This is a genomic window from Sphingobacterium sp. UGAL515B_05 (assembly GCF_033097525.1).
Taxonomy (GTDB): domain Bacteria; phylum Bacteroidota; class Bacteroidia; order Sphingobacteriales; family Sphingobacteriaceae; genus Sphingobacterium.
Genome location: NZ_CP109907.1, coordinates 1,746,766 through 1,770,144, shown reverse-complemented (window position 1 = coordinate 1,770,144; position 23,379 = coordinate 1,746,766). Strand labels below are relative to the sequence as shown.

At 36.9% G+C, this 23,379-nt stretch carries 22 protein-coding genes; 20 read left to right on the top strand and 2 right to left on the bottom strand.

What is annotated here, in order from left to right; genetic code table 11:
* Window positions 1-44: 44 nt before the first annotated feature.
* The 15 genes from OK025_RS07125 to OK025_RS07055 all read left to right on the top strand — a co-directional run bounded on the left by OK025_RS07125 (window position 45) and on the right by OK025_RS07055 (window position 15,609).
* Window positions 45-2,576, top strand: coding sequence for an SLBB domain-containing protein (locus tag OK025_RS07125; protein ID WP_317668898.1), 2,532 nt, complete (start codon window positions 45-47; stop codon window positions 2,574-2,576).
* 2 nt (window positions 2,577-2,578) lie between these two features.
* The gene (locus OK025_RS07120) at window positions 2,579-3,637 is read left to right on the top strand and encodes a lipopolysaccharide biosynthesis protein (RefSeq protein ID WP_317668897.1); all 1,059 of its coding nucleotides are present in this window, start codon (window positions 2,579-2,581) and stop codon (window positions 3,635-3,637) included.
* Window positions 3,638-3,659: 22 nt separating this feature from the next.
* Entirely contained in the window at window positions 3,660-4,760 is a 1,101-nt protein-coding gene (locus tag OK025_RS07115) for a hypothetical protein (RefSeq protein ID WP_317668896.1), read from the top strand.
* Between the two features lie 29 nt (window positions 4,761-4,789).
* The gene (locus OK025_RS07110; protein WP_317668895.1) at window positions 4,790-5,902 is read left to right on the top strand and encodes a hypothetical protein; all 1,113 of its coding nucleotides are present in this window, start codon (window positions 4,790-4,792) and stop codon (window positions 5,900-5,902) included.
* On the top strand, window positions 5,895-6,809 hold the full coding sequence (locus OK025_RS07105) for a glycosyltransferase family 2 protein (RefSeq protein WP_317668894.1): 915 nt from the start codon (window positions 5,895-5,897) through the stop codon (window positions 6,807-6,809). The genes OK025_RS07110 and OK025_RS07105 overlap by 8 nt, the downstream gene beginning before the upstream one ends.
* A gap of 168 nt (window positions 6,810-6,977) precedes the next feature.
* Window positions 6,978-8,282, top strand: coding sequence for an oligosaccharide flippase family protein (locus OK025_RS07100; protein ID WP_317668893.1), 1,305 nt, complete (start codon window positions 6,978-6,980; stop codon window positions 8,280-8,282).
* Between the two features lie 149 nt (window positions 8,283-8,431).
* On the top strand, window positions 8,432-9,580 hold the full coding sequence (locus OK025_RS07095; protein ID WP_317668892.1) for a glycosyltransferase: 1,149 nt from the start codon (window positions 8,432-8,434) through the stop codon (window positions 9,578-9,580).
* 290 nt (window positions 9,581-9,870) lie between these two features.
* Window positions 9,871-10,431 carry a hypothetical protein gene (locus OK025_RS07090; RefSeq protein WP_317668891.1) on the top strand — a complete coding sequence of 187 codons (561 nt, stop codon included), beginning with the start codon at window positions 9,871-9,873 and terminating at the stop codon, window positions 10,429-10,431.
* Complete coding sequence (locus OK025_RS07085; protein WP_317668890.1) at window positions 10,413-10,940, top strand: hypothetical protein; 528 nt, start codon at window positions 10,413-10,415, stop codon at window positions 10,938-10,940. The genes OK025_RS07090 and OK025_RS07085 overlap by 19 nt, the downstream gene beginning before the upstream one ends.
* A gap of 68 nt (window positions 10,941-11,008) precedes the next feature.
* The gene (locus OK025_RS07080; RefSeq protein ID WP_317668889.1) at window positions 11,009-11,530 is read left to right on the top strand and encodes a 3'-5' exonuclease; all 522 of its coding nucleotides are present in this window, start codon (window positions 11,009-11,011) and stop codon (window positions 11,528-11,530) included.
* Window positions 11,531-11,598: 68 nt separating this feature from the next.
* Complete coding sequence (gene wecB / locus OK025_RS07075) at window positions 11,599-12,717, top strand: non-hydrolyzing UDP-N-acetylglucosamine 2-epimerase (RefSeq protein WP_317668888.1); 1,119 nt, start codon at window positions 11,599-11,601, stop codon at window positions 12,715-12,717.
* A gap of 133 nt (window positions 12,718-12,850) precedes the next feature.
* Window positions 12,851-13,315, top strand: a complete 465-nt coding sequence (locus OK025_RS07070) for an adenylyltransferase/cytidyltransferase family protein (RefSeq protein WP_236590157.1) — start codon at window positions 12,851-12,853, stop codon at window positions 13,313-13,315.
* A 59-nt stretch (window positions 13,316-13,374) separates the two neighbouring features.
* Window positions 13,375-13,797, top strand: a complete 423-nt coding sequence (locus OK025_RS07065; protein WP_317668887.1) for an adenylyltransferase/cytidyltransferase family protein — start codon at window positions 13,375-13,377, stop codon at window positions 13,795-13,797.
* 5 nt (window positions 13,798-13,802) lie between these two features.
* Entirely contained in the window at window positions 13,803-14,801 is a 999-nt protein-coding gene (locus OK025_RS07060; RefSeq protein ID WP_317668886.1) for a mannose-1-phosphate guanylyltransferase, read from the top strand.
* A gap of 319 nt (window positions 14,802-15,120) precedes the next feature.
* Window positions 15,121-15,609, top strand: coding sequence for a hypothetical protein (locus OK025_RS07055; protein WP_317668885.1), 489 nt, complete (start codon window positions 15,121-15,123; stop codon window positions 15,607-15,609).
* A 62-nt stretch (window positions 15,610-15,671) separates the two neighbouring features.
* Here the strand turns inward: OK025_RS07055 and OK025_RS07050 are convergent, their stop codons facing one another.
* Together OK025_RS07050 and OK025_RS07045 are read right to left on the bottom strand one after the other, a co-directional pair.
* Window positions 15,672-16,283 carry a DNA-binding response regulator gene (locus tag OK025_RS07050; protein WP_317668884.1) on the bottom strand — a complete coding sequence of 204 codons (612 nt, stop codon included), beginning with the start codon at window positions 16,281-16,283 and terminating at the stop codon, window positions 15,672-15,674.
* Window positions 16,280-18,199: a 7TM diverse intracellular signaling domain-containing protein gene (locus tag OK025_RS07045; RefSeq protein ID WP_317668883.1), complete on the bottom strand. Its 1,920-nt coding sequence runs from the start codon at window positions 18,197-18,199 to the stop codon at window positions 16,280-16,282. The genes OK025_RS07050 and OK025_RS07045 overlap by 4 nt, the downstream gene beginning before the upstream one ends.
* A gap of 180 nt (window positions 18,200-18,379) precedes the next feature.
* Between OK025_RS07045 and OK025_RS07040 the strand changes: the two genes are divergently transcribed.
* The 5 genes from OK025_RS07040 to OK025_RS07020 all read left to right on the top strand — a co-directional run bounded on the left by OK025_RS07040 (window position 18,380) and on the right by OK025_RS07020 (window position 23,379).
* Complete coding sequence (locus OK025_RS07040; RefSeq protein WP_317668882.1) at window positions 18,380-18,739, top strand: hypothetical protein; 360 nt, start codon at window positions 18,380-18,382, stop codon at window positions 18,737-18,739.
* Between the two features lie 360 nt (window positions 18,740-19,099).
* Window positions 19,100-20,482, top strand: coding sequence for a nucleotide sugar dehydrogenase (locus OK025_RS07035; protein ID WP_317668881.1), 1,383 nt, complete (start codon window positions 19,100-19,102; stop codon window positions 20,480-20,482).
* Between the two features lie 83 nt (window positions 20,483-20,565).
* Window positions 20,566-21,084: an ArsR family transcriptional regulator gene (locus OK025_RS07030; protein WP_317668880.1), complete on the top strand. Its 519-nt coding sequence runs from the start codon at window positions 20,566-20,568 to the stop codon at window positions 21,082-21,084.
* Between the two features lie 12 nt (window positions 21,085-21,096).
* Window positions 21,097-22,065, top strand: a complete 969-nt coding sequence (locus tag OK025_RS07025; protein WP_317668879.1) for an SDR family oxidoreductase — start codon at window positions 21,097-21,099, stop codon at window positions 22,063-22,065.
* A 30-nt stretch (window positions 22,066-22,095) separates the two neighbouring features.
* Complete coding sequence (locus OK025_RS07020; RefSeq protein ID WP_317668878.1) at window positions 22,096-23,379, top strand: nucleotide sugar dehydrogenase; 1,284 nt, start codon at window positions 22,096-22,098, stop codon at window positions 23,377-23,379.

Sequence of the window (23,379 nt, the reverse complement as noted above, 5' to 3'; positions counted from 1 at the left end):
AATTAAATAGTTTTACTAATTTTGCGGCAAATACCGCGGTGTCGATGAAAAGAATAATATTATGGTTATGCCTTGCAGGATTTGTGGGTGCAGTACACGCACAGACCAACCCTGCCAATATAAAAGTAGACAATCTAAGTGATGCACAGATTGAACAGTATGTGAAACAAGCCGCTTTAATGGGTTATGACGAAAGTCAGTTAGACGGTTTCGCACGTGCACAGGGTGTTTCAGCTGTAGAAGTTCAGAAATTAAAAGATCGTCTAGCGAAAATCAAGCGTAAAAAACAAGAACCAAATCAATTACAAGGCTCTTCAAACCAATCGCGTAATAGTCGTTTAAATGGTCGTCAGGTGGATGGTTACTCCAACGCGGATTCTTTGCAAAATAAGCAGAGGAATACACGAGATTCGATTGATAATGAAGAAGGCAAGCTCAAGATTTTTGGCTCAGACCTTTTTAGGAATAATGCCATCACTTTTGAACCCAATCTGCGTATGGCTACACCTAGCTCCTATATTATTGGTCCAGACGATGAAATATTGTTAGATATTACCGGAGACAATGAAGCATCTTATCAACTGCCCGTAAGTCCCGATGGAACGATTAAAGTAGAATATGTGGGGCAGATCAACGTGGCTGGTTTGTCCATTGCCGCAGCAAAAAGTAAAATAGAACAACGATTGAGTGGTACTTATCCAGCTTTACGTTCGGGAAGAACCCAAGTGAGTGTTAATATTGGCAATATTCGTACGATTCGGGTGACATTGACAGGGGCAGTTACTAAGCCGGGAACTTACAGCTTGCCTTCCTTGGCGACTGTATTCAATGCATTGTATGCCTCAGGAGGACCGAATAAAAACGGAACTTATCGCAAAATTCAGGTGATCCGCGGCAATCGTGTGGTGAGTACGATTGATGTGTACGACTTTTTAGCCAATGGCATACAACAAGGAAATATCCGTCTGCAGGATCAGGATATTATTCATATACCCGTTTATGGAGCCAGAGTGCACTTCGAAGGAGAAGTTAAGCGTCCCGCCATATTTGAAACGGTGCCCGGAGAGTCGCTATCGGATATTTTGCGCTATGCTGGCGACTTTACAGAGAATGCCTATAGTGCAAAAATTAAAGTTCTTCAAACAACAGGTCGCGAACGTAGTGTACAAGATATCTATGCCGATCAGTTTGCAAATTATACACCCAAAGGTGGAGATCAATATATTGTAGAACCCATTTTGGAACGTTTTGCCAATCGTATTAGTGTATTAGGAGCGGTATTCCGTCCCGGTATTTTCGGTTTGGAGCCAGGCATGACGTTAAAACAGGTTCTGGAGATGGCCGATGGCGTGCGTGAAGATGCCTTCTTGGAGCGCGGTATCATTAATCGTCTTAAAGCAGATAATACTTCGGAATTAATTAGTTTTAATGTACGCGATATCCTAGCCGGTACAGCTGCGGATATCCCCCTAAAAAGAGAAGATAAGATTGAGATTTCGTCCATTTTTGATTTAAGGGATGAATATAAATTCACTGTTCAAGGAGAGGTCCGTTTTCCGGGTGATTTTCCATTTGCCAGCAATGCAACGTTGGGCTATATCATTCAGAAAGCCGGGGGATTGACCGAAGGGGCGAAAAATGCTCGCGTAGAAATCGCTCGCCGTATTAAAAACTTAGATGTGACAGATCATCGTTCTTCGCAAACTGTATTGGTTGATATTAAAGATGGCGTGCTCATGGATCCTAATATGACTTTGCAACCTTATGATGTTATCTCTATTTTGGGCGATGCTGGTTTCCGCACTCAACGTCAGGTAAAAATCGAAGGGGAGGTGCTATATCCAGGCTACTATACGATCTCCCGCGAAGATGAGCGTATTTCGGATATTATAAAGCGCGCAGGCGGTTTGACAACGTATGCCTACACCGAGGGGGCTTCATTAAAACGCACCGGAATGTCTAAATTGAAAGCCGAGGAGAAGAAAGAAAAAGAGCGTTTGAAAAGGGAGCTTGAAAAAGACAGCCTTGATGTTGAGGAAAAAGATGGCAAAACTGCAAAATATAAAGATGCCGAGGAAGAGAATGTAGATAATTCGAAAGCAAAAAGTGCAGCTCTGGCAAAAGTATCACAACAAGGAACTTCAGCTTCTGATATTGAACCGAGCGACCTTGTGGGTATTGAGTTGAATAGAATTTTAGAAAAACCGTATGAAAAGGGAGACCTTTTAGTTCTAGACGGCGATATTATCAATGTGCCAAAGGAACTGGAGACGGTGAAAGTTGTGGGTGAAGTCTTGAATCCAAACAATGTGGTTTATGTAAAAGGCAAGAGCCTTAAATACTATGTAAACCAAGCCGGTGGATTTACCGACAATGCCTTAAAGAAACGTGTCTTTGTTCAATATGCAAATGGTGCTGTAAAGGGCAAAGATGGAGGTTATCCGGAAGTGAAGCCGGGAGCTGAGATTGTCGTGCCTAAAAGAGCTCCAAGAGAGAAATTGAGTTCGCAAGCATGGATCGGTATAGGAACTGGAATTGCTTCAACATTGGCGATTATTATTAGCTTGTTTAAATAGGTATGAGCGAAACGAAAAATAAGCGAGAAGTAACGCCAAAGGAACTGATTTTAAAAATCGGAGAATGGTTGGAATATTTGAAATCAAAATGGCTCTTTCTTTTGATAATAAGTGCTATTGGTGGAGTTGGAGGCTTTTTTTATTCTAAACTTAAAAAGAATATTTATACAGCTACGACTACATTTGTATTAGAATCGACGGAACAAGCTAGTGGTATTGGACAATATGCAGGTATGGCGGCTTTGGTTGGAATAGACTTGGGAGGAAAAGGAGAGGGCATATTTCAAGGAGATAATCTTATGGAACTTTATAAATCACAAAAAATGATTAAAGAGGCTCTTTTGAAATCATCTGAAAAAGATAGTTCTAAGCTATTGATAATACCCTATCTAAAGCTAAAAAAGTTAAAAAATGGTGACGAGGATAAAACATTAATTTTTTATAATAAAGGTAAGCTTAATGATAAATTGTTAAGGATTAGAGATAGTATTTTAAATGATGCTGTAGAGGATATAAATAAAAATATTCTAAAAGTTGAGAAGCTTGATAAAAAGTTATCGATCTTCAAAGTTGATGTTATGTCACAAGATGAGAATTTCTCAAAAGCATTTAATGAAACTTTGGTTCAGGTTGTAAATGAGTTTTATATAAATACTAAAACCAAAAAATCTTTGGATAATGTTAAGATCTTACAGCTAAAAACAGATTCAGTACGGGCGTTAATGAATGGTAATATTATTGAATCCGCCTATGCAATCGATGCCACACCGAATCTTAATCCTACTCGACAAGCACAGCGATTAGTTCCAACCCAACGTTCCCAGTTCTCGGCAGAAACAAATAAAGCTATCTTGGCGCAATTAGTTCAAAATTTAGAAATGTCTAAAATGGCATTAATGAAGGAGACCCCGCTGATACAAGTTGTTGATGAGCCAGTTTTTCCTTTGAAAAAGACTACCTTGGGTAGAACTAAAGGTATAATTCTTGGAGCAATAGTTTCCTTTATTTTTACAGCACTATGCCTCATTTGTGTCAGGGTATTTAATAAGATTATGTTATAAATTTCGATTGATTTTATTAAATATGGATAATAAAAAAAATAAAGTGTTCTATTTTATGCATATCTCTTGGAAATGGGCAAAACAGAGACCTCAATTCTTAGCGGAATGCCTTAGTGACGATTATTTAGTAAATGTAGTTCAGAAAAGGGATTATAGAAGTGAGAATTATAGTGGAAATTTGTTGAAAAACATTAAGCTTATTTATTTATCGATTTTACCGTATAATTCCAGATCTTCAATTATACGATTTTTGAATAAAATTATTTTAAGATTATTTTATTCAAAAATATATTATAATTCCAAAATCGTTTGGGTTACTAGCCCTGAGTTGTATTTTCTACTGCCTAAACGGAAAGCTGGTCAAGTGTTAATTTATGATTGCATGGACGACATGTTGTCTTTCGACGGAATAAAGAATAATTCAAATATATATAGGTTTTACAAAGCTGCTGAGGAACAGCTACTTGCTGATAGTGACATTATATTGAGTAGCTCCAATCATCTACGAAACGTTTTAAATCAAAGATATAGCTTGAATAAAGAGATTCATGTCGTCAATAATGGGTTAACACTTAATACTAGTGTGGGCAATGGTTCCTCAAATATACTGAAACTTGATAATACAAAAGTTAATCTCGTCTATATTGGAACTGTTTCTAAATGGATGGATTGGGATTTGATTTTGGCGTCTTTGAATAAAGATCGGTCTCTTTTATATCATATTGTAGGTCCAATAGAGTTTAATGGACCTAAGCACGAAAACATTATTTACTATGGGAGTATTGACCACAGTATGGTTTTTTCTGTAATGAACCAATCAGACATTCTGATTATGCCATTTATAGTAAATGATTTAATCAAATCTGTTAATCCTGTTAAATTATATGAGTATATATACTCTGGTAAACCTGTTATATCTGTTGGTTATCCAGAAACGGAAAAATTTTCGGAGTTTGTTTGGTTGTATAATTCTTTTGAGGTTTATTTTCACTTACTAGAACATATTAAGCAAGATAATTTTGTTTCCAAAAAATCGTTTTCAGACTGCAGTAAATTTTGTGAATCAAATAACTGGGAAAGCAGATATCAGGTTGTCAAAGAAATTATAGCAAAAGCTTTATAGTATGTGGGTAAATGACTAGATATTTGAAAATGAGTTTGAATGCAATATGTATTTTATTGCTTATCGTGGATTCTGGCGGCGGCTTGATGTTGAGGCCAATATCTTTTTTGATAATGTTGTTTTATGCGATAAAATCACTGCGAAAGGATAAAATATCCACTAAATTCCTGATTCCATATTTTCTTTTTATTCTGTCTCTTTTACCGTCACTGGTTATTGCTCTTTTAAATAATATTAGCATTGCTACTGTATTCAGCTGGATCTTTGCTTACTTATGTATCCCTATATTTTATTTTTATGTTAAGGGTAGTGATTTAAAGGTTGAAGATTATATTAAAGCAGGAGGCTTTTTCGCAGTGCTCGTTATAGTTCTATTTTTTGGACGTCTCCTGCAAGTTCCATTTGTGATCACTATTAATGAATTTATTGAATCTAGGTCTAACGGTTTTTTTGGATCAAAGAACTTTCTAAGCGGAGAAGTTTTGCCAAATGTTTACTTCCAAGGGACTTTGAGTTTAATTATTTGTGGAGCCTTATGTATTCCTTATAAGTTTTATTGGACATTTGGTTTGATTTTGATTTCATTAATATTGGCTCCGTCGAGATTTGGCGTAATGGTGTTGGTTATGTGGCTCTTATTCTTATTTTTTAGGAGATCTTATAAGAGGTTGTTATGGATTCCTCTTATTTTCATTATAGGAATGTCTATCTTAGAAAATTTTGCATTTGGAAAGGAAATATTAGCATTGTTTAATGGCGAAAGTGATGGTGGAAGTATAAGGTTAGGTCATTTATCTTCGGTTTTGAGGGAATTTGGTTCTAGCCCTATAAATATGCTATTTGGTTTTGGTCCTGGTTCCGAATTTTATTCTTCCGGATTCCAAGAAATGGCTACAAATATCGAGATAAGCCAATTGGAGTTTATCCGAAAATATGGGTTAATATCTTTCCTGTTTTTTATGGTATTTTATTTTAGAACGCTTTTGGTCAAAGACGAGGAAATCTACTATTTGAATGGTGCGCTTTTTTTGTATTTTTTGGTCGCCTTTTCGAATCCGGTTCTTTCTTCGTTGTTTTTATTTCTTTTCCTAATGTTCACATATATAAAAGCTTTTGAATCTAAAAATTGTTGCGATGAATAAAATTAGTGCTATTACAGTTACCTATAATCCTGATATTAAAGTGCTTGAAAGACAAATTTTTTCTATTATTGGCCAGGTTGAGAATATCATATTGGTTGATAATGGTTCTTTTAATATTGACGAGATACAATCTTTGTTAGCTTCGATAAAAATACAAGGCTCTTTACGCATATTGACTCACTTCAATACAGCGAATGTTGGTCTGGCTGCAGCTCAGAATCAAGGAATAGCACTATCTAAAAATATCGGAGATACACATTTCTTATTACTGGATCAAGATTCAATTCTAGAATCTAGTTTTGTTACTAATCTACTTGCTTCGGAAGCCGGTTTAATTGCGTCCGGTATTAAAGTTGGTGTTGTTGGAGCAAGTTATTATAATAAAAAAACTGGTGAGAATTATCCAATAACAAGATATTGGGGACCATTTATTGAACGGGTAATTCCTTCTTCGGAGGCTGTAGAAGCTACATTTGTAATTGCATCGGGAAGTCTAATTTCGCATAAAGTTATTGATGAGGTTGGTAATATGGATGAAAGATTATTTATCGATTATATTGATGTTGAATGGGCTTTTAGGGCAAAGTCAAAGGGGTATACAATATATGCTTCACCTTTAGCAAAGATGGAGCATAATATAGGGGATAGTCGTACATCTGTATTTGGGAGGAAAATATCGGTTCATAGTCCATTGCGAAGATATTATCTTTACAGAAATAGTATTTTTATGCTTAGAAATAAATCTATCGATTCTGGTTACAAGTTACGTGAGATTACATTTAATTTTATGCGGTTTGTGGTTTTTATGTGTTTGTCTAAAGAAAAACTAAAATATCTTAAATATAGCTTTTTCGGAATTATTGATGGAATAAGAGGACGGGTTGGCAAATGCCCCTATTCTTGGTAGTTTATCGATTTTTAAATAGCTTATTCTCTTGATATAATATAGCAAGAGTGTTTTTTGAGGGGACGATTTGCTAATATGTATTAAGGCCTATTGTTTAAAAGTTTTGTGTATCACAAATAGTTGTGGGGTTACAAAATAGAGGCGAATATTATTAAAAGAATAAAGTACATGAGAATAAAAGATAAACTTACCGGTGCATTGTCATCTGAATTAAATAAACGAATATTTAGTCATAGTTTTTGGATCCTTGCGGGCAATGTATTGTCGAAATCAGTTTTATTACTCGCAACGATTTTGATGACTCGTTTTTTGGGAAAGGAGGAATATGGGTATTTTGGGATAATAAAATCAACAATACTTACTTTTGTTATGTTTACCGGTCTAGAATTAGGTTTAACGGCAACCAAATATATTTCTCAGTATAAAGATATTGATAAGACAAAAGTAGAGAAAATAGTCGGCTTGTCTAATCTATCTGCATTGATTATTAGTGTTTTAATTTCAATATTAATATTTGTTTTTGCAGACGACATTGCCTTAGAAATTAATGCCGAAGTGCTTTCCAAAGAAATTAGAATTAGCTCATTTATTTTGTTTTTCTCTTCTTTGAATGGGATCCAAAATGGAATTCTCGCTGGACTAGAACAATTCAAAAAGGCATCAATTAATAACGTGGTTGCCGGAATTATTTCCTCCTTAGCGTTAATCTTTTCTTCAAAGTATTATAGTTTGGAAGCAGTAGTGGTTGCATTTGGATCCAATTTCGTCATTCTCTTTCTGTTAAATTATATTACATTAAAAAAGGTGTTTTATTCAAAATTTAGAGTTAATCTATTTGAAAGACAAAACTTCGATGAATTTTCCGTTTTGTGGAAGTTCAGCCTCCCAGCAATTTTGGCTGGTCTGGTAGTTGGTCCTGTGGTGTGGTTTTGTAATTATTTGCTTGTGAATCAATTAAAAGGATATGAGCAGATGGCTAATTTTGATATAGCAAATCAATGGCGGAATACGGTATTATTTATACCTTCTGCGTTAGCTCAAATTGTATTGCCATTGTTGGCCTCGAGTGCTCACAGTAAATCTGAGTATAATCTTATTTTCGAGAAAAATCTTAAAATAAATATATATCTAAGTATATTGCTAGTAATAGTTTTCGTTTTTGCATCTCCTTTAATTATTCATTTTTATGGGAGGCAATATGATGATGCGCTAATGCCAATGATTGTAATGTTTATAACGACAGGATTTGTAGCGGTTAATAATGTTGTAGGCCAAGCAATAGCCAGTCAAGGAAAAATGTGGTTGGGTTTTATGTTTAATCTAATCTGGGGATTAGTTTTGATTGTTTCTGCCTATTTATTTATTCTAGTACTTAAACAAGGGGCATGGGGTCTTAGTATAGCCTATCTGATCAGCTATATTGTCCACACTATACTTCAATTTTTTTTTATAAAACGATATATTAAACTTTGACTTATAGTGGGTTAGTTAACTTTATGGAGGTTTTAATAGTAAAAATATGACTTTTTTTTATCCACTTTTGCAACTTAAATTGAGATATCCGGTCGGAAGGTGGCGCGGAGTAGTAGGTAAACTGAATAGTTTTATTTAGAGAGGTTTTTATGAAAATGGTATTTATAATCACAGATTATGGTGGTTTTAACAATTTTTTAGGGGAGTTATCAGTCGAATTGTGTCGTAAATCCATTGATGTAAGTGTAATTTGTTCATCTGATAAAGTGATTAATATAGATGATAAGTATAATTATCGAAATGAGGGGGTTAAGTTCTTTTTTGTAGATTTTCCTAGGGGATTCAATATTTTAAAACATATTTCGATATCTAATAAAATTAAAAAGATATTGAAAGAAATATCACCTTCTTTTGTCTTTATTCATTTTACGACTGGTATGTTCACTGCAACATTCACAGGGCGACTTCAGTATCATACGGCTGGGATGTTTCATGGACTTGGCTACCCTGCGGTGAGTGGTATTTTTAAGCATTGGATGTATAAGTTCATTGAGAAAAGATGTGTTCGTCGTATAGACGATGTTTGGGTTTTAAATCAATCGGATAAGGATGCGCTTAAACTAGAATTTCCAAATAGAGATATTAACCTCTTATCGACAGCGGGGTTAGGGTGCGATCTAGAAAGATTTGATCCAGATAGATTTTCCGCAGAAATGAAAGGTGAAATCCGTGCCTCCTTGAATATTTCTAATCAGGATATGGTGATCTCGTTTACAGGCCGGTTTGTTTTTTTTAAAGGATTCGGTAAACTTGTCGCGGCCATCTTAAAGTTAACTGAGGAAGATAAATATAAAAACATTAAGCTGTTGTTGATAGGTGGTGAGGACCCAGCTCATGGTACAGGTTTGTCTAAAGAGGAGACAATAAAAATGGAAGGGTGCAAAAATATCATCAATCTAGGATTTAGAAGTGATGTTGAAAAATTTTTAAGTATTACTGATTTATTTGTTTTCCCGAGTGAAAAAGAGGGGATGCCTGTTTGTATAATAGAAGCGCTAGCAATGGGCATTCCAGTTATTACAGCAAATTCTAGGGGTTGTAACGATCTTGTTTTTAATGACTTAAATGGAGTTGTTCTTAGGGAAAATAATTCAGAAAGCATAGCCGTTGCAATACGCAGATTGATTGATGATCAAGAGTTTTATAAGTCAATTAAGACAAATATCTTGAGAAATCGTTATATGCTAGATCGTAAGAATTATCTGGAGAATCAGGTGAATTATATTATCGAGAAATAGATTAATCTTTAGGAGTGAGGGCTATGTTCTATCATAATATATATCCTTTATTAGTAGTGTTTTGACTAAGATAAATTAAAACTTTATTTGGTTAGAAACTTGGTATTATATTTGGTATTATATAAAAATTAAAAAAAAGCACACAAAAGTGTAGCGTTTATAATACGGTTAACGTTCGTTAAATGAAACTTAATATTATTATATTTGCACAGCTTTATTTGACTCACTAATTATATTTTATGATTTATATCTTTACGCTGATAATACTTTTTGTTCTAGAGCTACTTTATTTGAAGATTGCAGATAAGTTTAACATCATAGATAAGCCTAACGAGCGTTCCTCACATACCAAGGTGACCATTCGAGGCGCAGGAATTATTTTTTATGTTGCTTCAATGCTATATTTTGTTAGCCATGATTTCGAATATCCATGGTTTTTTCTGGGGCTTTCGCTATTAACTTATATATCTTTCTTGGACGATATTCGTGGAGTACATCCCGCGGCTAGATTAGCAGTACACTTGGCATCTGTGCTACTGATGGGATATCAGTTTGGTGTGCTTAACTATCCATGGTATTACCTTGTTTTAGCATTTGTTTTTACCATAGGTGTTATTAATGCTTATAATTTTATGGACGGTATCAATGGCATGACGGCTAGCTGTACATTGGTTATGGGCGGACTTTTACTTTATGTGAATACCAAAATAAACTATATCGAACAAGATTTCTTGATCTATACTTTACTGGGGTTGTCGTTTTCGGATTTTTTAATTTCCGTAAAAAAGCGGCTTGCTTTGCGGGCGATGTGGGACCGGCGGTTTTATCCTTTATGTTGTTGTTTGCTTTAGGAAAGCTTATCTTAAAAACAGGTGAATTTAGCTATATTCTTTTCCTCGCTGTCTACGGTATAGAAATAGGTTGGTCTGTAGCACGCCGCGTCTATCAAGGTTACCATATTTTCGAGCCACACCGCACTTTTTTGTTACATATGCTAAGTAACGAAGTTGGATATAATAGTCTATTTGTTTCTCTAGGGTATGGACTGGTTCAATTGGGTCTTGGCGCTACCGTTATTTATATTGTGCAATTTGGAGCATCCATTCAGTGGTCCTTTGCTATTGTTGCGTTATCTATATTGAGTGCATTTTATCTTGTGTGGAAGCAATTTATTTTCAATAATTATTATATCAAAGGAGAGGAGCGTTATGCCATTCGTCACCGTCGGTTAAAGCAGCTTAAAGCACATAGAAGAAGGAAAAAAGCTCTTCTACCCCAAGTTAAGTTGACACCAGAAACAAAAGTAATTGAAATGCCACAAAAAGAGGTTGCCGGCACCTTAATGCAACGTGGCGTCTGATTTAGCACGCGGAGTTTGGGTAAAATGAAAAAAGTAGTAATTTTACCGCAACTTTAGGAAGAGTGATTATGCAATCAGGATTAAGTTTTACAGCAATAGATTTCGAAACAGCTACAGCGAATCAAAATTCAGCCTGCGCTGTAGGTTTGGTTGTTGTAGAGCAGGGAGTTATTGTTGAAGAATTTTATTCATTGATACAGCCTCCTCAAAATCAGTACATGTGGCAGACCACACGGGTGCATGGTATCAGACCCAGGGATACTGCGCAATCTCCTACCTTCAAAGACTTATTTCCACAGATTTATCCGCTTATCAATAATCGAATTATGGTCGCGCATAACGAGTTGTTCGATCGTGGAGTGCTTCGCAAAACCATGCATTATTACAATCTGCCTTACGAACACCTTGGTTTGCAGGAAAAATGGGAGTGCACCTTTAAAATATATCAGGGCAAGGGCTTTAAACCTGCCCGTTTGAATGCATGCTGTGAAGTACTTGGTATTGAACTTAACCACCATGAAGCCCTTTCTGATGCTAGAGCCTGTGCGCAATTATATCTCAAACATGAAAATGTTGCATCACTCGTGTAATCTATTAAAAGTTCTTTTTGTTTAATTAGCTATTGATCGCATTAGCTACATTCTTAATATAATTCTTTATGAAGAAAAACCTAATTATATTCGGTACACGGCCTGAAGCCATTAAGATGGCACCACTTGTAAAAGCATTCAAATCAGATCCAACATTTGAGACTAAGGTTTGTGTCACCGCGCAGCATCGTGAAATGCTCGATCAAGTACTAGATTTTTTTGATATAAAGCCTGATTTCGATTTAAATCTAATGAGCCCTGGTCAAAACCTTTATAATTTAACCGCAGATATTATTTTAGGATTAAAAGATATTTTGAAGGAATTCAATCCTGACTATGTATATGTTCATGGCGATACAACTACAACCATGGCATCATCAATAGCTGCTTTTTATTCTGGGGCGAAAGTTTGTCATGTGGAAGCTGGACTGCGGACCAACAATAGACGCTCCCCATTTCCTGAGGAAATCAATAGGCAGGTAGCAGGACGAATCTGTGATTATCATTTTGCCCCTACTGAGATATCCAAAAGAAATTTATTGTTAGAGAATATTTCAGAATCTAATATTTTGGTTACTGGAAATACAGTGATTGATGCGCTTGTTGATAGTGTTGACCGTGTTAGGAACTTAGATAATGAAGAGATAAACTTTCTTAAAAGAATTGTAGACCGTTCAAAAAGATTAATTCTGGTTACTGGGCATCGTCGTGAGAATCACGGAGAGGGGTTTATAAATATTTGTGCAGCATTAAAGGAAATTGCATTGCAGAACCCCGATATTCAGTTAGTATATCCTGTTCATTTAAATCCAAATGTTAAAAGACCAGTATATGATGTGCTTTCCTGTGTTGATAATGTTTATTTAATTGATCCCCTTTCATACCCAGCATTTGTTTGGTTGATGAATGAGTCTTACTTAATAATTACTGATTCAGGTGGGGTACAAGAAGAGGCGCCGAGCCTAGGTAAGCCAGTATTAGTTATGCGTGATACAACCGAACGCCCTGAAGCCGTAGCCGCTGGAACTGTTATCCTAGTTGGAACCGACAAGATCAAAATAATAGAGAATACGAATAATTTATTGAGTAATAAAGTACTTTATAATAAGATGAGTGAATTACATAATCCATATGGTGATGGGAAAGCGGCAACTCATATTATTAATTTTATTAAGAATCTTAATTAATGTCGTTAGATCTCCTCAAATCAATAATTATATAATTTTCGAACCAAATCTTCCCTCTGTTTGTTATTAGATATATCTTATCTTTGGTATATGAATACAATAAAATTTCTATTCTATTAAAATCAATGCGACTATGATAAAAATTCCAGAAAAAGGAATGCGAATTGGTATTACTTTCAGTGCATTCGACCTACTGCATGCTGGGCATATTAAAATGTTGGAAGATGCAAAAAGACAATGTGACTATTTGATCTGTGGCCTGCAGACAGATCCAACTATTGACCGTCCTGAAAAAAATAAACCTGTTCAGACTGTTGTAGAACGTTATATACAGCTCAAGGGCTGTAAATATGTCGATCAGATCGTTCCTTATGCAACTGAGCAAGATTTAGAAGATATCTTACGCTCATTCAATATTGATGTGCGAATTGTTGGCGATGAATACCGCGAGAAAAGCTTTACTGGAAGAACCTATTGTGAGGAAAAAGGTATTGAGCTCTATTTCAATAGCAGGGACCACCGCTTCTCAAGCTCGGGCTTGCGGAGAATTGTTGCAGACGCCAATTCACAAGATGGAACGGCTCTAGAAATAGTCTAATCATTATAAATAGTAATTAGCTAAACGATCTAATCAACCATTAGAGAAAAGATTATACGATGAAAATTGGAATTACCTTTGGCGTGTTCGATTTATTACACGCTGGCCATATTATGATGCTTGAAGAAGCAAAAAGAAATTGTGATTACCTGATTGTTGGTTTAAATACAGATCCTTCAGAGGTATTTCCTGAGAAAGCTAAACCGACGCAAACAATTGTCGAGCGGTATGTACAATTGGAAGGTTGTCGTTATGTCGATGAAATTATCCCCTATGAGACGGAGCAAGACTTGATTGATATGATCAAAGCACTTCCTATTCATATCCGTATTATTGGCGAGGAATATCGTGACAAAGATTTTTCGGGGCGTTCATATTGTGTGGAAGAAAATATAGAGATCTATTATAACAAACGTACACATCGTTTTTCAAGTGCAGGATTACGAAAGGTTGTCGCTGATAAAGAGGCGGAGAAACATTAATTATTATGAGCAATATTATACATGTTATTTTAACAGGTGGAGTAGGTAGCCGTTTGTGGCCGCTTTCACGTAAAAGCTATCCCAAGCAATACCTTGATTTATTTAAGGATGGCTCATTGTTTGAAATGACCGTTAAACGTAATCAATCCCTTTGCGGACAAGTGATTGTTGTAGGTAACTGTGATAATCATAGTTTGAGCCGTGAAGTCATGGAAAACAATAAGATAGACTATATTGACATTGTCGAGGCTACACCCCGTAATACAGCTGCTGCTATTGCTTTCGCTGCCTTTGCAGCACAGCCGGATGATATTTTGATCGTCACACCTTCCGATCATGTGATTGTTGGGGAGGAGGCTTATGCCGAAGCAATCAAAGCTGGGATAGAAAAGGCTAATAAAGGTTATATTGTTACGTTTGGTATTCAGCCGACACGTCCTGAAACAGGGTATGGCTATATCGAATATAAGGATGATAAAGTTTTGTCTTTCCGCGAGAAGCCGAATCAAGATACGGCCGAGGATTTTATTGAACGCGGCAATTTCTTATGGAATTCTGGGATGTTCTGTTTTCGAGCGGATACGTTTCTGGCCGAGTTACAGACCTTTGAACCAAAAGTGTATGCAACAGCATTCAACGCATGGCAGCATCGCAAGGATGGTGAGCTGGATTTGGCCTTATCTAAAGAGATTCCATCAATCTCCATTGATTATGCGGTGATGGAGCGCTCCAAGAAAATTCGTGTTGTCGCCACCAGTTTTCAATGGTCCGATCTCGGTTCCTTTGAGTCGATGTATGATTATTTGAAACAGACGGGTCATCCGGTTGATGAGAATGGCAATATGGTTATCGGTACTGATATCTATACGGCATTTGTGGGGATGCGCGATAGTATTCTTGTACATACAAAAGATGCGATACTGGTATTACAAAAAGAGAAATCCCAGGATGTCAAGAAAATTTATAATACATTGGAACGTCATCAGTCCAAACTGATCGACTAATTTCAATCTAGCTACAAGTTAAACTATTTCCTTGTAAGCTCAGATCGATATAATCAGCTACACGAGCTAATTTAGCGTGTAGCTGATTCCTGCTCTCAGGAAGAAATGCAAAACTCGAATTTGTATAGCCCTTAAGTAAGTTATTCAATAAACCCAATATAAAAATACAATATACGATTGATTTTTAGCTAAGTATGTGATTGTCCCCAATTTGTCCCCTGTCAATTTTAGCCATCTATCGCCAATTACCCTAATTTTGAGATATAGTTAAATGCAATCATAAGATTGTGTAACGCCTAGTCCTATTATCTATTTTATTATGGTACTTATTTTATCAGTTTCAGTTATCGTTTTATTTATTATTTATTTTATTCTACAATCAAGGCAGCGGGAAAAGCTATTTAAAGAAGCTGTTTCGATGCAGGTCAACTACCTGTTTCAGGATAGGCCCGGACAATACAGTGGCGACTATCGGACAAAAAGTGGTGTTTTTGTATTTCGGACGAAGTCCAAAGACGAAGAGCTTAAAAATATGGTAATCAAACAGGTCAAACCCGATCATCCCGCTTTAGTCGTCAATCTGGAACAGATTGTGGTTGTGCCTTTCGAAAGCAAAAAAGGCGATTCAGATGTATCGGTGCGGTTTAAATTACAACGAAAGAAAGGTGAAATAGCAGCATTGGAAGGTAAAGGGATACGCATTGCTGGTGTGTTGAATTATGCCAACAGAAAACCAAAAACGTTTAGTACAGTATTGAAGATAGGAGAGCTTTATCAATCAAACGAACAATCGAATCAGACGACATAATTTGCATTAATTCTTATTTTATGGGAAAGGGTTTGTAATGGAACAAACCCTTATTTTTTTACTTAGAATTTCAGCAAATGTTGATGTTCGATAGCCCAGGATAAGAGCGCATTGTTTTCTTCCTGGAGGTCAAGCTTCCGGCAGATGCGGTGCCTGGTGTTTTTGATGGTGTAGGGACTGAGGAATAGTGATTCGGCAATATATTTAGTCGTATGTCGGAGGGCTATCAGCTTAAGGATATTTAACTCTGCCGGAGTCAATGCTTTTAATTTTTCCACCGTTTGGTTTTTATCCCTTTGTTGTTGTAGGCGCTGGATAACCAAGTGTGTGCCAGCATAGAGCCGATTTTCTCCCAACGGTTTAATAATGTAATTTTCAGGATTTAGTGCTGCTGCGCGGTCTATGCTGCTTTTCGATTGATACGAAGTAATAAAAATAAGGCTAAAAAGTTTGGTTGCGGCATATTTTTCCATTAACTCAATGCCATCTAGTCGATCATTGAGCTGAATATCACAGAGTATTAGATCTGGTGAGTTTTGCGCCATGTATTGATCTGCCTCGTCAACCGTGAGCGCAATATGCAATTCCAATCCTGAATAAAGGGAATGAAGTTGATATTCGATAAATCGGGCGATAATCATTTCGTCTTCTACAATTAAAACTTTTAGGCTCATATCATGTTGTTAAATTCAAATTTATACTGAAATCCTCGCTCTTGCTGGATGGTCACGGTTCCTTTAATCTGCCTGGTTAGGTCTTTCACCAGACCAATTCCGAAAGAAGTTGATAAAACAGTTTGGGTGGCGCCAATGCCATTATCTTCAAAATGCATCATTGTCGCAAGTTTTTTCTTGATGATACTTAGGCTAATGACTGGAGTGCTTGTGCTTCCTTCTGGAAAAGCATATTTATAACTATTTGTCAATAGCTCTGTGATGATCAACGCTAGCGGGATCGACGTGTTTGTGGATATCAACCAGTCTTGTTCAATATCGACGTTAACGCTGACCTTTTTTTCTGGATCATGCATCTGTCTAAGGTAATTGACCGTTTCAATAACCAACGTTTTTAATTTCAGCTGGCTGTTCTGATTATACACCAGTAGCTGGTTGACCAGCATCATGGCGTGAATACGGTCTTGCATCGACTGGATGGCCTGATTATATTGAACACCATGGCTTTCACCTGTTTTGTACAGGCTTCCGAGACTATATAAGAGCTGCAGGTTGTTTTTTACCCGATGATTAACTTCATCGATCAATGTCTCAATATAGTGATTCTTTTGAAGCAGTTGGATTTGCTGTTCATAAAGTGCATTATTTGCTTTCTTTAGTTCATTTGTCCTTTCCTGCACAATTGATTCGGTCGACTGATGATAGTCCAGTTCATTTTTTCGCAATTTTAAGCGTATACCGATCAATAGCAACATGGTAATGCACAGGGCAAAAAACTGCGTCAGCATGGAAACATATTGTATGGCCTGCTCTTGAAAAGTGAGTGCACAGTAGACCATGGCAGTGATACCGGTCACAAAAAACACACTTCCATACGCTAAGAAGCGCTGCATCAGGTCTATCTTTTTCCAGAGTGAAATAAAAACGTTAGAAAAATAAAGCATATGAATAATGCCGAGCGTAATATTTACCCAGTTACTTTGTTTATAATTGACAAAATAAAAATTATTGACAAATGTAAATAGTGCCGTGATGCCAATCGTGAAAATAATGTAACAGGCTACTTTATAATAACGGGTATGCAGCTTCCTTAATTGAAGAAAATCTATGGTCAACAGATAGAAACTAATAGCAGCAAATCTGCTAAAGAGCGATACCATGCTCCAGCCCAGTTGGGGACTGTCATAAAAGATAAAATCGACAAAGATGTTTTGAAGCGCAACGCTATATATACCAATAGATAGCAAGAACAGAAAAATCCAGATATAGGGTCGGTAGCGTGATACTATCCATGCCAATGCCATATACAGTAGGAGTACAATAATGGCACCTTCCATAAATGCATGGACAATTCGGCTATGTTGTTTCTTTTTAACATAATCCAGTTCTTTCTGTAAATGGAAATTATACAGCGGTGTGTAGCCTTTGCTATGTTTTACCCGGAGCAATATGGTATAGGGTTTTCCCGCTTCCAGGTTTAAAACAAAATGATCACGGCCATCTCGCGGATCCAGATCCTTGCGTTTACGGAACAAACCTGATTTCTTTTTATATACGATTTCACCTTTTGAATCGATTACGGTGAGATTGACATACGTTAAATTGTCGAAGGATAAGACATAATTGCCTGTTGTTAAGCTGTCTGAAAGACTTATTTCCTTTTTGAGCCAGAAAATGCCTTTTTCTTGATCAACTTCCCTTTTAATTCGGTTGAGGGGAGCAAAAAGGACGGAATGATGATAGTAATATATCGGATTGGTATACTCAGCGGATTCCTTTGCAATGAGTAGAGGCGAGTTTTTGGCGATGCAAGTCTGTACTGCAACCTGATTATTGGCCATCATCGCATCTCCTCCGAAACGGATGGTTGCTATGCAGAGCAACATTAAGATGGTGACAATAATATTTGGCTTCATAAGGCAAACAAAAATGCATTATTTTCATTAAACCTAATAAGCTTTTATTTTCCTAATTGTAAATAAGACCCTAGGGTCTCTGTTTCTGTCCACAATTACTTGTTACTTTTGTTATACGCATTTAGAGGAATATCTACGAACGCAAGGATATTGACATTCAGATAGAATGACGAGTTGATTATGATGTATTTTTATATATTTCTGTTTATTGCAGTAGCGTATGCTTTATTTCGGTTTTTTTCTTCTAGAAAGAAAAAACCTACTGATGTATCCATGTATGTTTACTACCGTTTTCAGGATCATCCTGGACAGTATAGTGGTAGTTTCCGAGCAACCCACGGGGCGCTGGTGTTTCGGGGCGAGCGATTTCGGGAGGATGTCAATAATATTGTGGTGAAAGACGTCCGATCAACAGACTCCAAGGTAGAAATAAAGCTGCAGCAGCTTTATTTCTACCTTTTAAAGAAAGTGAAAATACTTCTTTTGAAGTATCTGTACGCTTCCGGATCGTATCGGATAAAACAAAAGAAATTGATCTAACTAATTATAAAGTCAGGATACGAGGTGTAATTAACTATACGGATGGGGAAAAGAAAGCATTTAGTACTGTTCTTCCCATGATGGGCGTATATCATAATCATTCCGAAAAGCCGGGTGATTTGGTCAATAAATAATTTACGTGTTTTTATTCCATATTAAATACCTATTTAACTCAAAGGAACCCTGCTTGCCGGGGTTTCTTTATTCTTATTCATGATGATGTTCCACGTGGATTTTACGTTAAGCTTATTATCGTCACTTTCTTTTGGCCGCAAATTCGGGGCATATTCCTATCTTTAGCAGAATAATGGTTTGCTGATTAAAAGAAAATTGAATTATAGAAATTAGGCATATAGAAAAATGAAAAAAATAAAGAAAATTGCTTGTATAGGAGCGGGATATGTAGGGGGGCCAACAATGTCAGTTATTGCGCAGATGAATCCTGCTATTCAGGTAACGGTTGTTGACCTGAATCAACAACGCATAGATGCGTGGAATAACGAGGATCTTAGCCTGCTTCCAATTTATGAGCCTGGTCTTGATGCTGTGGTAGGGGAAGCTCGCGGGCGGAATTTGTTTTTTTCGACAAATGTTGAAGCGGCTATTGATGAGGCGGACATGATCTTTATATCCGTCAATACGCCCACAAAAACCTATGGTAAAGGGAAGGGGCAGGCTGCAGATTTAAAATATATTGAATTATGTGCGCGGCAGATTGCTCGGGTTGCTCAGGGCGATAAAATAATTGTCGAGAAATCCACTTTGCCAGTCCGCACGGCTGCAGCGCTAAAAAGTATATTGGACGATACAGGGAACGGCGTCAACTTTGCTATTCTCTCCAATCCGGAATTTTTAGCTGAAGGAACAGCCGTTGCGGATTTACACAATCCAGACAGAGTGCTTATTGGTGGTGAAGACGAAGATGCTATTCAGGCGCTGGTGCAGATATATGCCGCCTGGGTTCCACAAGAACGTATACTTACGACTAATTTATGGTCTTCAGAATTATCTAAATTAGTTGCAAATGCTTTTTTGGCCCAGCGTGTTTCGTCTATCAATGCGATTTCGGAGTTGTGTGAGGTGACGGGGGCCAATGTGGATGAAGTGTCTCGAGCGATTGGCCATGATAGCCGCATTGGGCCTAAGTTTCTGAAGGCTTCGGTAGGTTTCGGAGGTTCTTGTTTCCAGAAAGATATTCTCAATCTTGTTTACATCGCACGAAGTTACAACCTGGCTGCTGTAGCTGATTACTGGGAACAGGTAATTATTTTAAACGACCATCAAAAATCGCGATTTGCAGAACGGATTATCCAGACCATGTATAATACCGTAAACGGGAAGAAAATTGCCTTTTTAGGCTGGGCTTTTAAAAAAGACACGAACGATACGCGGGAATCTGCTGCTATTTATGTAGCCGATCATCTGTTGGATGAGGAGGCACATCTTGTGGTTTACGATCCAAAAGTGTCGGCTGAACAAATTTATAGGGATCTGGATTATTTAAAAACTCGCTCAGCTGAGGAAAATCGCCGTTTGGTAACGGTTGTTGATGATCCTTATGAAGCTCTACGCGAGGCTCATGCTGCTACGGTATTAACAGAATGGGATGAGTTTAAGGAATATGATTGGGCGATGATCAAGAAAGAAATGAAGAAGCCTTCCTTTGTATTTGATGGGCGGAAATTATTGGATAGCGCTGGACTGAAAAAATTAGGCTTTGACTATTATGCAATTGGCGAATAGACAATTGATCATTGTTTAACAATAATTTAATTTGATAAATAAAATCAGATTGAGTACTTTTGTTACTCAATCTGAACTATACCATGCTAGACTCTTTAATTACATCCAAGACGCGACTGAAGCTACTGATCAAGTTTTTTGTATCGGCAAGTAACCAATCACATTTAAGAGGTCTTGCGGATGAGTTTCAAGAATCAACCAATGCCATACGAAAAGAACTGAACCAATTGTCCGAAGCAGGGTATTTAGAAAAGAGTACAGAAAAAAATAAAATCCTATACCGAGCCAACACAAAACATTCTTTATTTGCACCTCTTCAAAAATTAATTCATACCTATTTGGGAATTGATGAAATTATAGATAATATACTACAGCAAGCGGGAGATATTCAAGAAGTTAGTTTGGTTGGGGATTATGCTGGAGGAGTAGATTCAGGAAAAATTGACGTATTAGTTTTAGGTGAAAATATAAATCAGGCATATTTATTGCTGTTAGCGGACAAGGTTGGGAAAAAATTGGGAAAGCAGGTCAATCTTTCTTTTCAGAAAACTATTGAAGAACAGCGTTATATTATTTTGTATACAAATCATTCTACCATATAATTACGTCAAAAGATGAGTAAAATATTAATTACAGGAGGAGCCGGCTTTATAGGCTCAAATCTCGTAGAGCATTTTTTAGGTAAAAGCCATCAAGTTGTGGTACTAGACAATTTTGCTACAGGCCATCGCCACAATATCGCACAGCATGATAGCAATCCAAATTTCACCTTAATCGAAGGTGATATTCGGAATAATGCAGATTGCCAAAAGGCTATTGAAGGTGTTGACTATGTATTGCACCAAGCTGCTTTGGGGTCAGTTCCACGTTCGATTAAAGATCCTCAAACATCCAATGAAGTAAATGTGACAGGTTTCTTGAATATGTTAGTTGCAGCTCGAGATGCTGGAGTAAAGCGATTTATCTATGCAGCATCTTCGTCCACTTATGGCGATTCTGAAAGTCTTCCCAAAGTTGAAGATGTTATCGGAAAGCCATTATCTCCCTATGCAATTACAAAATACGTTAATGAATTATATGCAGATATTTTTTCGAAGACTTATGGCTTAGAAACGGTTGGGCTTCGCTACTTCAATGTATTTGGCCGCCGTCAGGATCCTAACGGCGCTTACGCTGCCGTTATCCCATTGTTTGTGAAGAAATTTATGAACCACGAAAGTCCAGTAATCAATGGTACTGGCGATTACTCACGCGATTTTACTTATATCGACAACGTCATTCAAATGAATGAGCGTGCGATGACTACCGACAATCCAGATGCAATTAACACGGTATATAACACGGCTGTTGGCGACCGTACGACATTGAATCAATTGGTTGGTTACCTAAAAGAGTTTTTGACAGCATACGATGCTGAAATTGCTAAAGTGGAGATTGTTCATGGGCCAAATAGACAGGGAGATATCCCACATTCACTGGCGTCGATTGATAAGGCTCGCCAGTTGTTAGGCTACGAGCCAACTCATGTTATCCGTAACGGGTTGAAAGAAGCTGTGAAGTGGTACTGGGAGAATCTGAAATAAGAATTAATCAATTAAAAAGACAAAAAAGAAATGAAAAAAATAGCTGTAATTGGACTAGGATATGTAGGCCTGCCTTTGGCAAGATTATTTGCAACTAAGTTTCCGGTTTTGGGTTTTGACATTAACCAAAAACGTATCGATGAACTGCGTTCAGGGAAAGATCTAACATTAGAAGTCGAAGATGATATTCTTCAGGCAGTCTTAGTGAATGAAAATCCATTTTCTACAAATACAAATGGTTTGTACTGCTCAAACCAACTGGCCGATATAGAAGATGCAAATTTTTATGTGGTTACTGTTCCTACACCGGTAGATAAAAATAATCGCCCTGACCTAACACCGCTATATAAAGCGTCAGAGACAGTCGGCAAAGTATTAAAGAAAGGAGATATCGTGGTCTACGAATCAACAGTATATCCAGGTGTTACAGAAGAAGAGTGTATTCCTGTATTGGAGAAAATTTCGGGATTGAAATTTAACGAAGATTTCTTTGCCGGTTATTCACCCGAGCGCATCAATCCAGGTGATAAGCAACATACCGTTGAGAAAATATTAAAAGTGACATCAGGTTCTACTCCTGAGATCGGGGAGGAAGTTGATGCCGTTTATAAAGAAGTGATTACCGCAGGAACACATTTGGCACCATGTATTAAAGTTGCTGAAGCTGCAAAAGTGATTGAAAATTCACAACGTGATATTAATATTGCGTTTGTCAATGAGTTGGCTAAGATTTTTAATATCTTAAATATTGATACACATGCCGTTTTAGAAGCTGCTGGTACGAAATGGAACTTCTTACCATTCAAACCAGGATTGGTCGGCGGGCATTGTATTGGTGTAGATCCTTATTATTTGGCTCAAAAAGCACAAGAGCATGGCTACCATCCAGAAATTATTTTGGCCGGCCGTCGTTTGAATGATTCTATGGGTGAGTATGTAGCTTCTCAGGTTGTTAAAACAATGATCAAAAAGGGAATTAATGTAAATGGTGCCGAAGTATTAATGCTTGGGATTACGTTTAAGGAGAATTGTCCCGATGTTCGCAATACTAAGATTGTGGATGTGATTCGTGCGTTAGAAGATTATGGAGTTAAAGTAACTACTTTTGATCCATGGGCTAATCCTCAGGAAGTAAAACATGAATATGGTATTCATAGTTTTGTTGAGTTGCCTAATGATAAATATGACGCTATCGTGCTTGGAGTGGCTCATAGCGAATTTTTGACAATAGAGTTTAATCGTATTAAAAATGATAACGCTATTATTTATGACGTTAAGGGAATAATTTCTGATAAAGCTGATAATCGTTTATAA

Bases quoted from the DNA above. Each gene is read 5' to 3' on its own strand.
- OK025_RS07125 (WP_317668898.1), top strand. From the start codon at position 45: ATGAAAAGAATAATATTATGGTTATGCCTTGCAGGATTTGTGGGTGCA.
- OK025_RS07120 (WP_317668897.1), top strand. From the start codon at position 2,579: ATGAGCGAAACGAAAAATAAGCGAGAAGTAACGCCAAAGGAACTGATT.
- OK025_RS07115 (WP_317668896.1), top strand. From the start codon at position 3,660: ATGGATAATAAAAAAAATAAAGTGTTCTATTTTATGCATATCTCTTGG.
- OK025_RS07110 (WP_317668895.1), top strand. From the start codon at position 4,790: ATGAGTTTGAATGCAATATGTATTTTATTGCTTATCGTGGATTCTGGC.
- OK025_RS07105 (WP_317668894.1), top strand. From the start codon at position 5,895: ATGAATAAAATTAGTGCTATTACAGTTACCTATAATCCTGATATTAAA.
- OK025_RS07100 (WP_317668893.1), top strand. From the start codon at position 6,978: ATGAGAATAAAAGATAAACTTACCGGTGCATTGTCATCTGAATTAAAT.
- OK025_RS07095 (WP_317668892.1), top strand. From the start codon at position 8,432: ATGAAAATGGTATTTATAATCACAGATTATGGTGGTTTTAACAATTTT.
- OK025_RS07085 (WP_317668890.1), top strand. From the start codon at position 10,413: ATGTTGTTGTTTGCTTTAGGAAAGCTTATCTTAAAAACAGGTGAATTT.
- OK025_RS07080 (WP_317668889.1), top strand. From the start codon at position 11,009: ATGCAATCAGGATTAAGTTTTACAGCAATAGATTTCGAAACAGCTACA.
- wecB (WP_317668888.1), top strand. From the start codon at position 11,599: ATGAAGAAAAACCTAATTATATTCGGTACACGGCCTGAAGCCATTAAG.
- OK025_RS07070 (WP_236590157.1), top strand. From the start codon at position 12,851: ATGATAAAAATTCCAGAAAAAGGAATGCGAATTGGTATTACTTTCAGT.
- OK025_RS07065 (WP_317668887.1), top strand. From the start codon at position 13,375: ATGAAAATTGGAATTACCTTTGGCGTGTTCGATTTATTACACGCTGGC.
- OK025_RS07060 (WP_317668886.1), top strand. From the start codon at position 13,803: ATGAGCAATATTATACATGTTATTTTAACAGGTGGAGTAGGTAGCCGT.
- OK025_RS07055 (WP_317668885.1), top strand. From the start codon at position 15,121: ATGGTACTTATTTTATCAGTTTCAGTTATCGTTTTATTTATTATTTAT.
- OK025_RS07050 (WP_317668884.1), bottom strand. From the start codon at position 16,283: ATGAGCCTAAAAGTTTTAATTGTAGAAGACGAAATGATTATCGCCCGA.
- OK025_RS07045 (WP_317668883.1), bottom strand. From the start codon at position 18,199: ATGAAGCCAAATATTATTGTCACCATCTTAATGTTGCTCTGCATAGCA.
- OK025_RS07040 (WP_317668882.1), top strand. From the start codon at position 18,380: ATGATGTATTTTTATATATTTCTGTTTATTGCAGTAGCGTATGCTTTA.
- OK025_RS07035 (WP_317668881.1), top strand. From the start codon at position 19,100: ATGAAAAAAATAAAGAAAATTGCTTGTATAGGAGCGGGATATGTAGGG.
- OK025_RS07030 (WP_317668880.1), top strand. From the start codon at position 20,566: ATGCTAGACTCTTTAATTACATCCAAGACGCGACTGAAGCTACTGATC.
- OK025_RS07025 (WP_317668879.1), top strand. From the start codon at position 21,097: ATGAGTAAAATATTAATTACAGGAGGAGCCGGCTTTATAGGCTCAAAT.
- OK025_RS07020 (WP_317668878.1), top strand. From the start codon at position 22,096: ATGAAAAAAATAGCTGTAATTGGACTAGGATATGTAGGCCTGCCTTTG.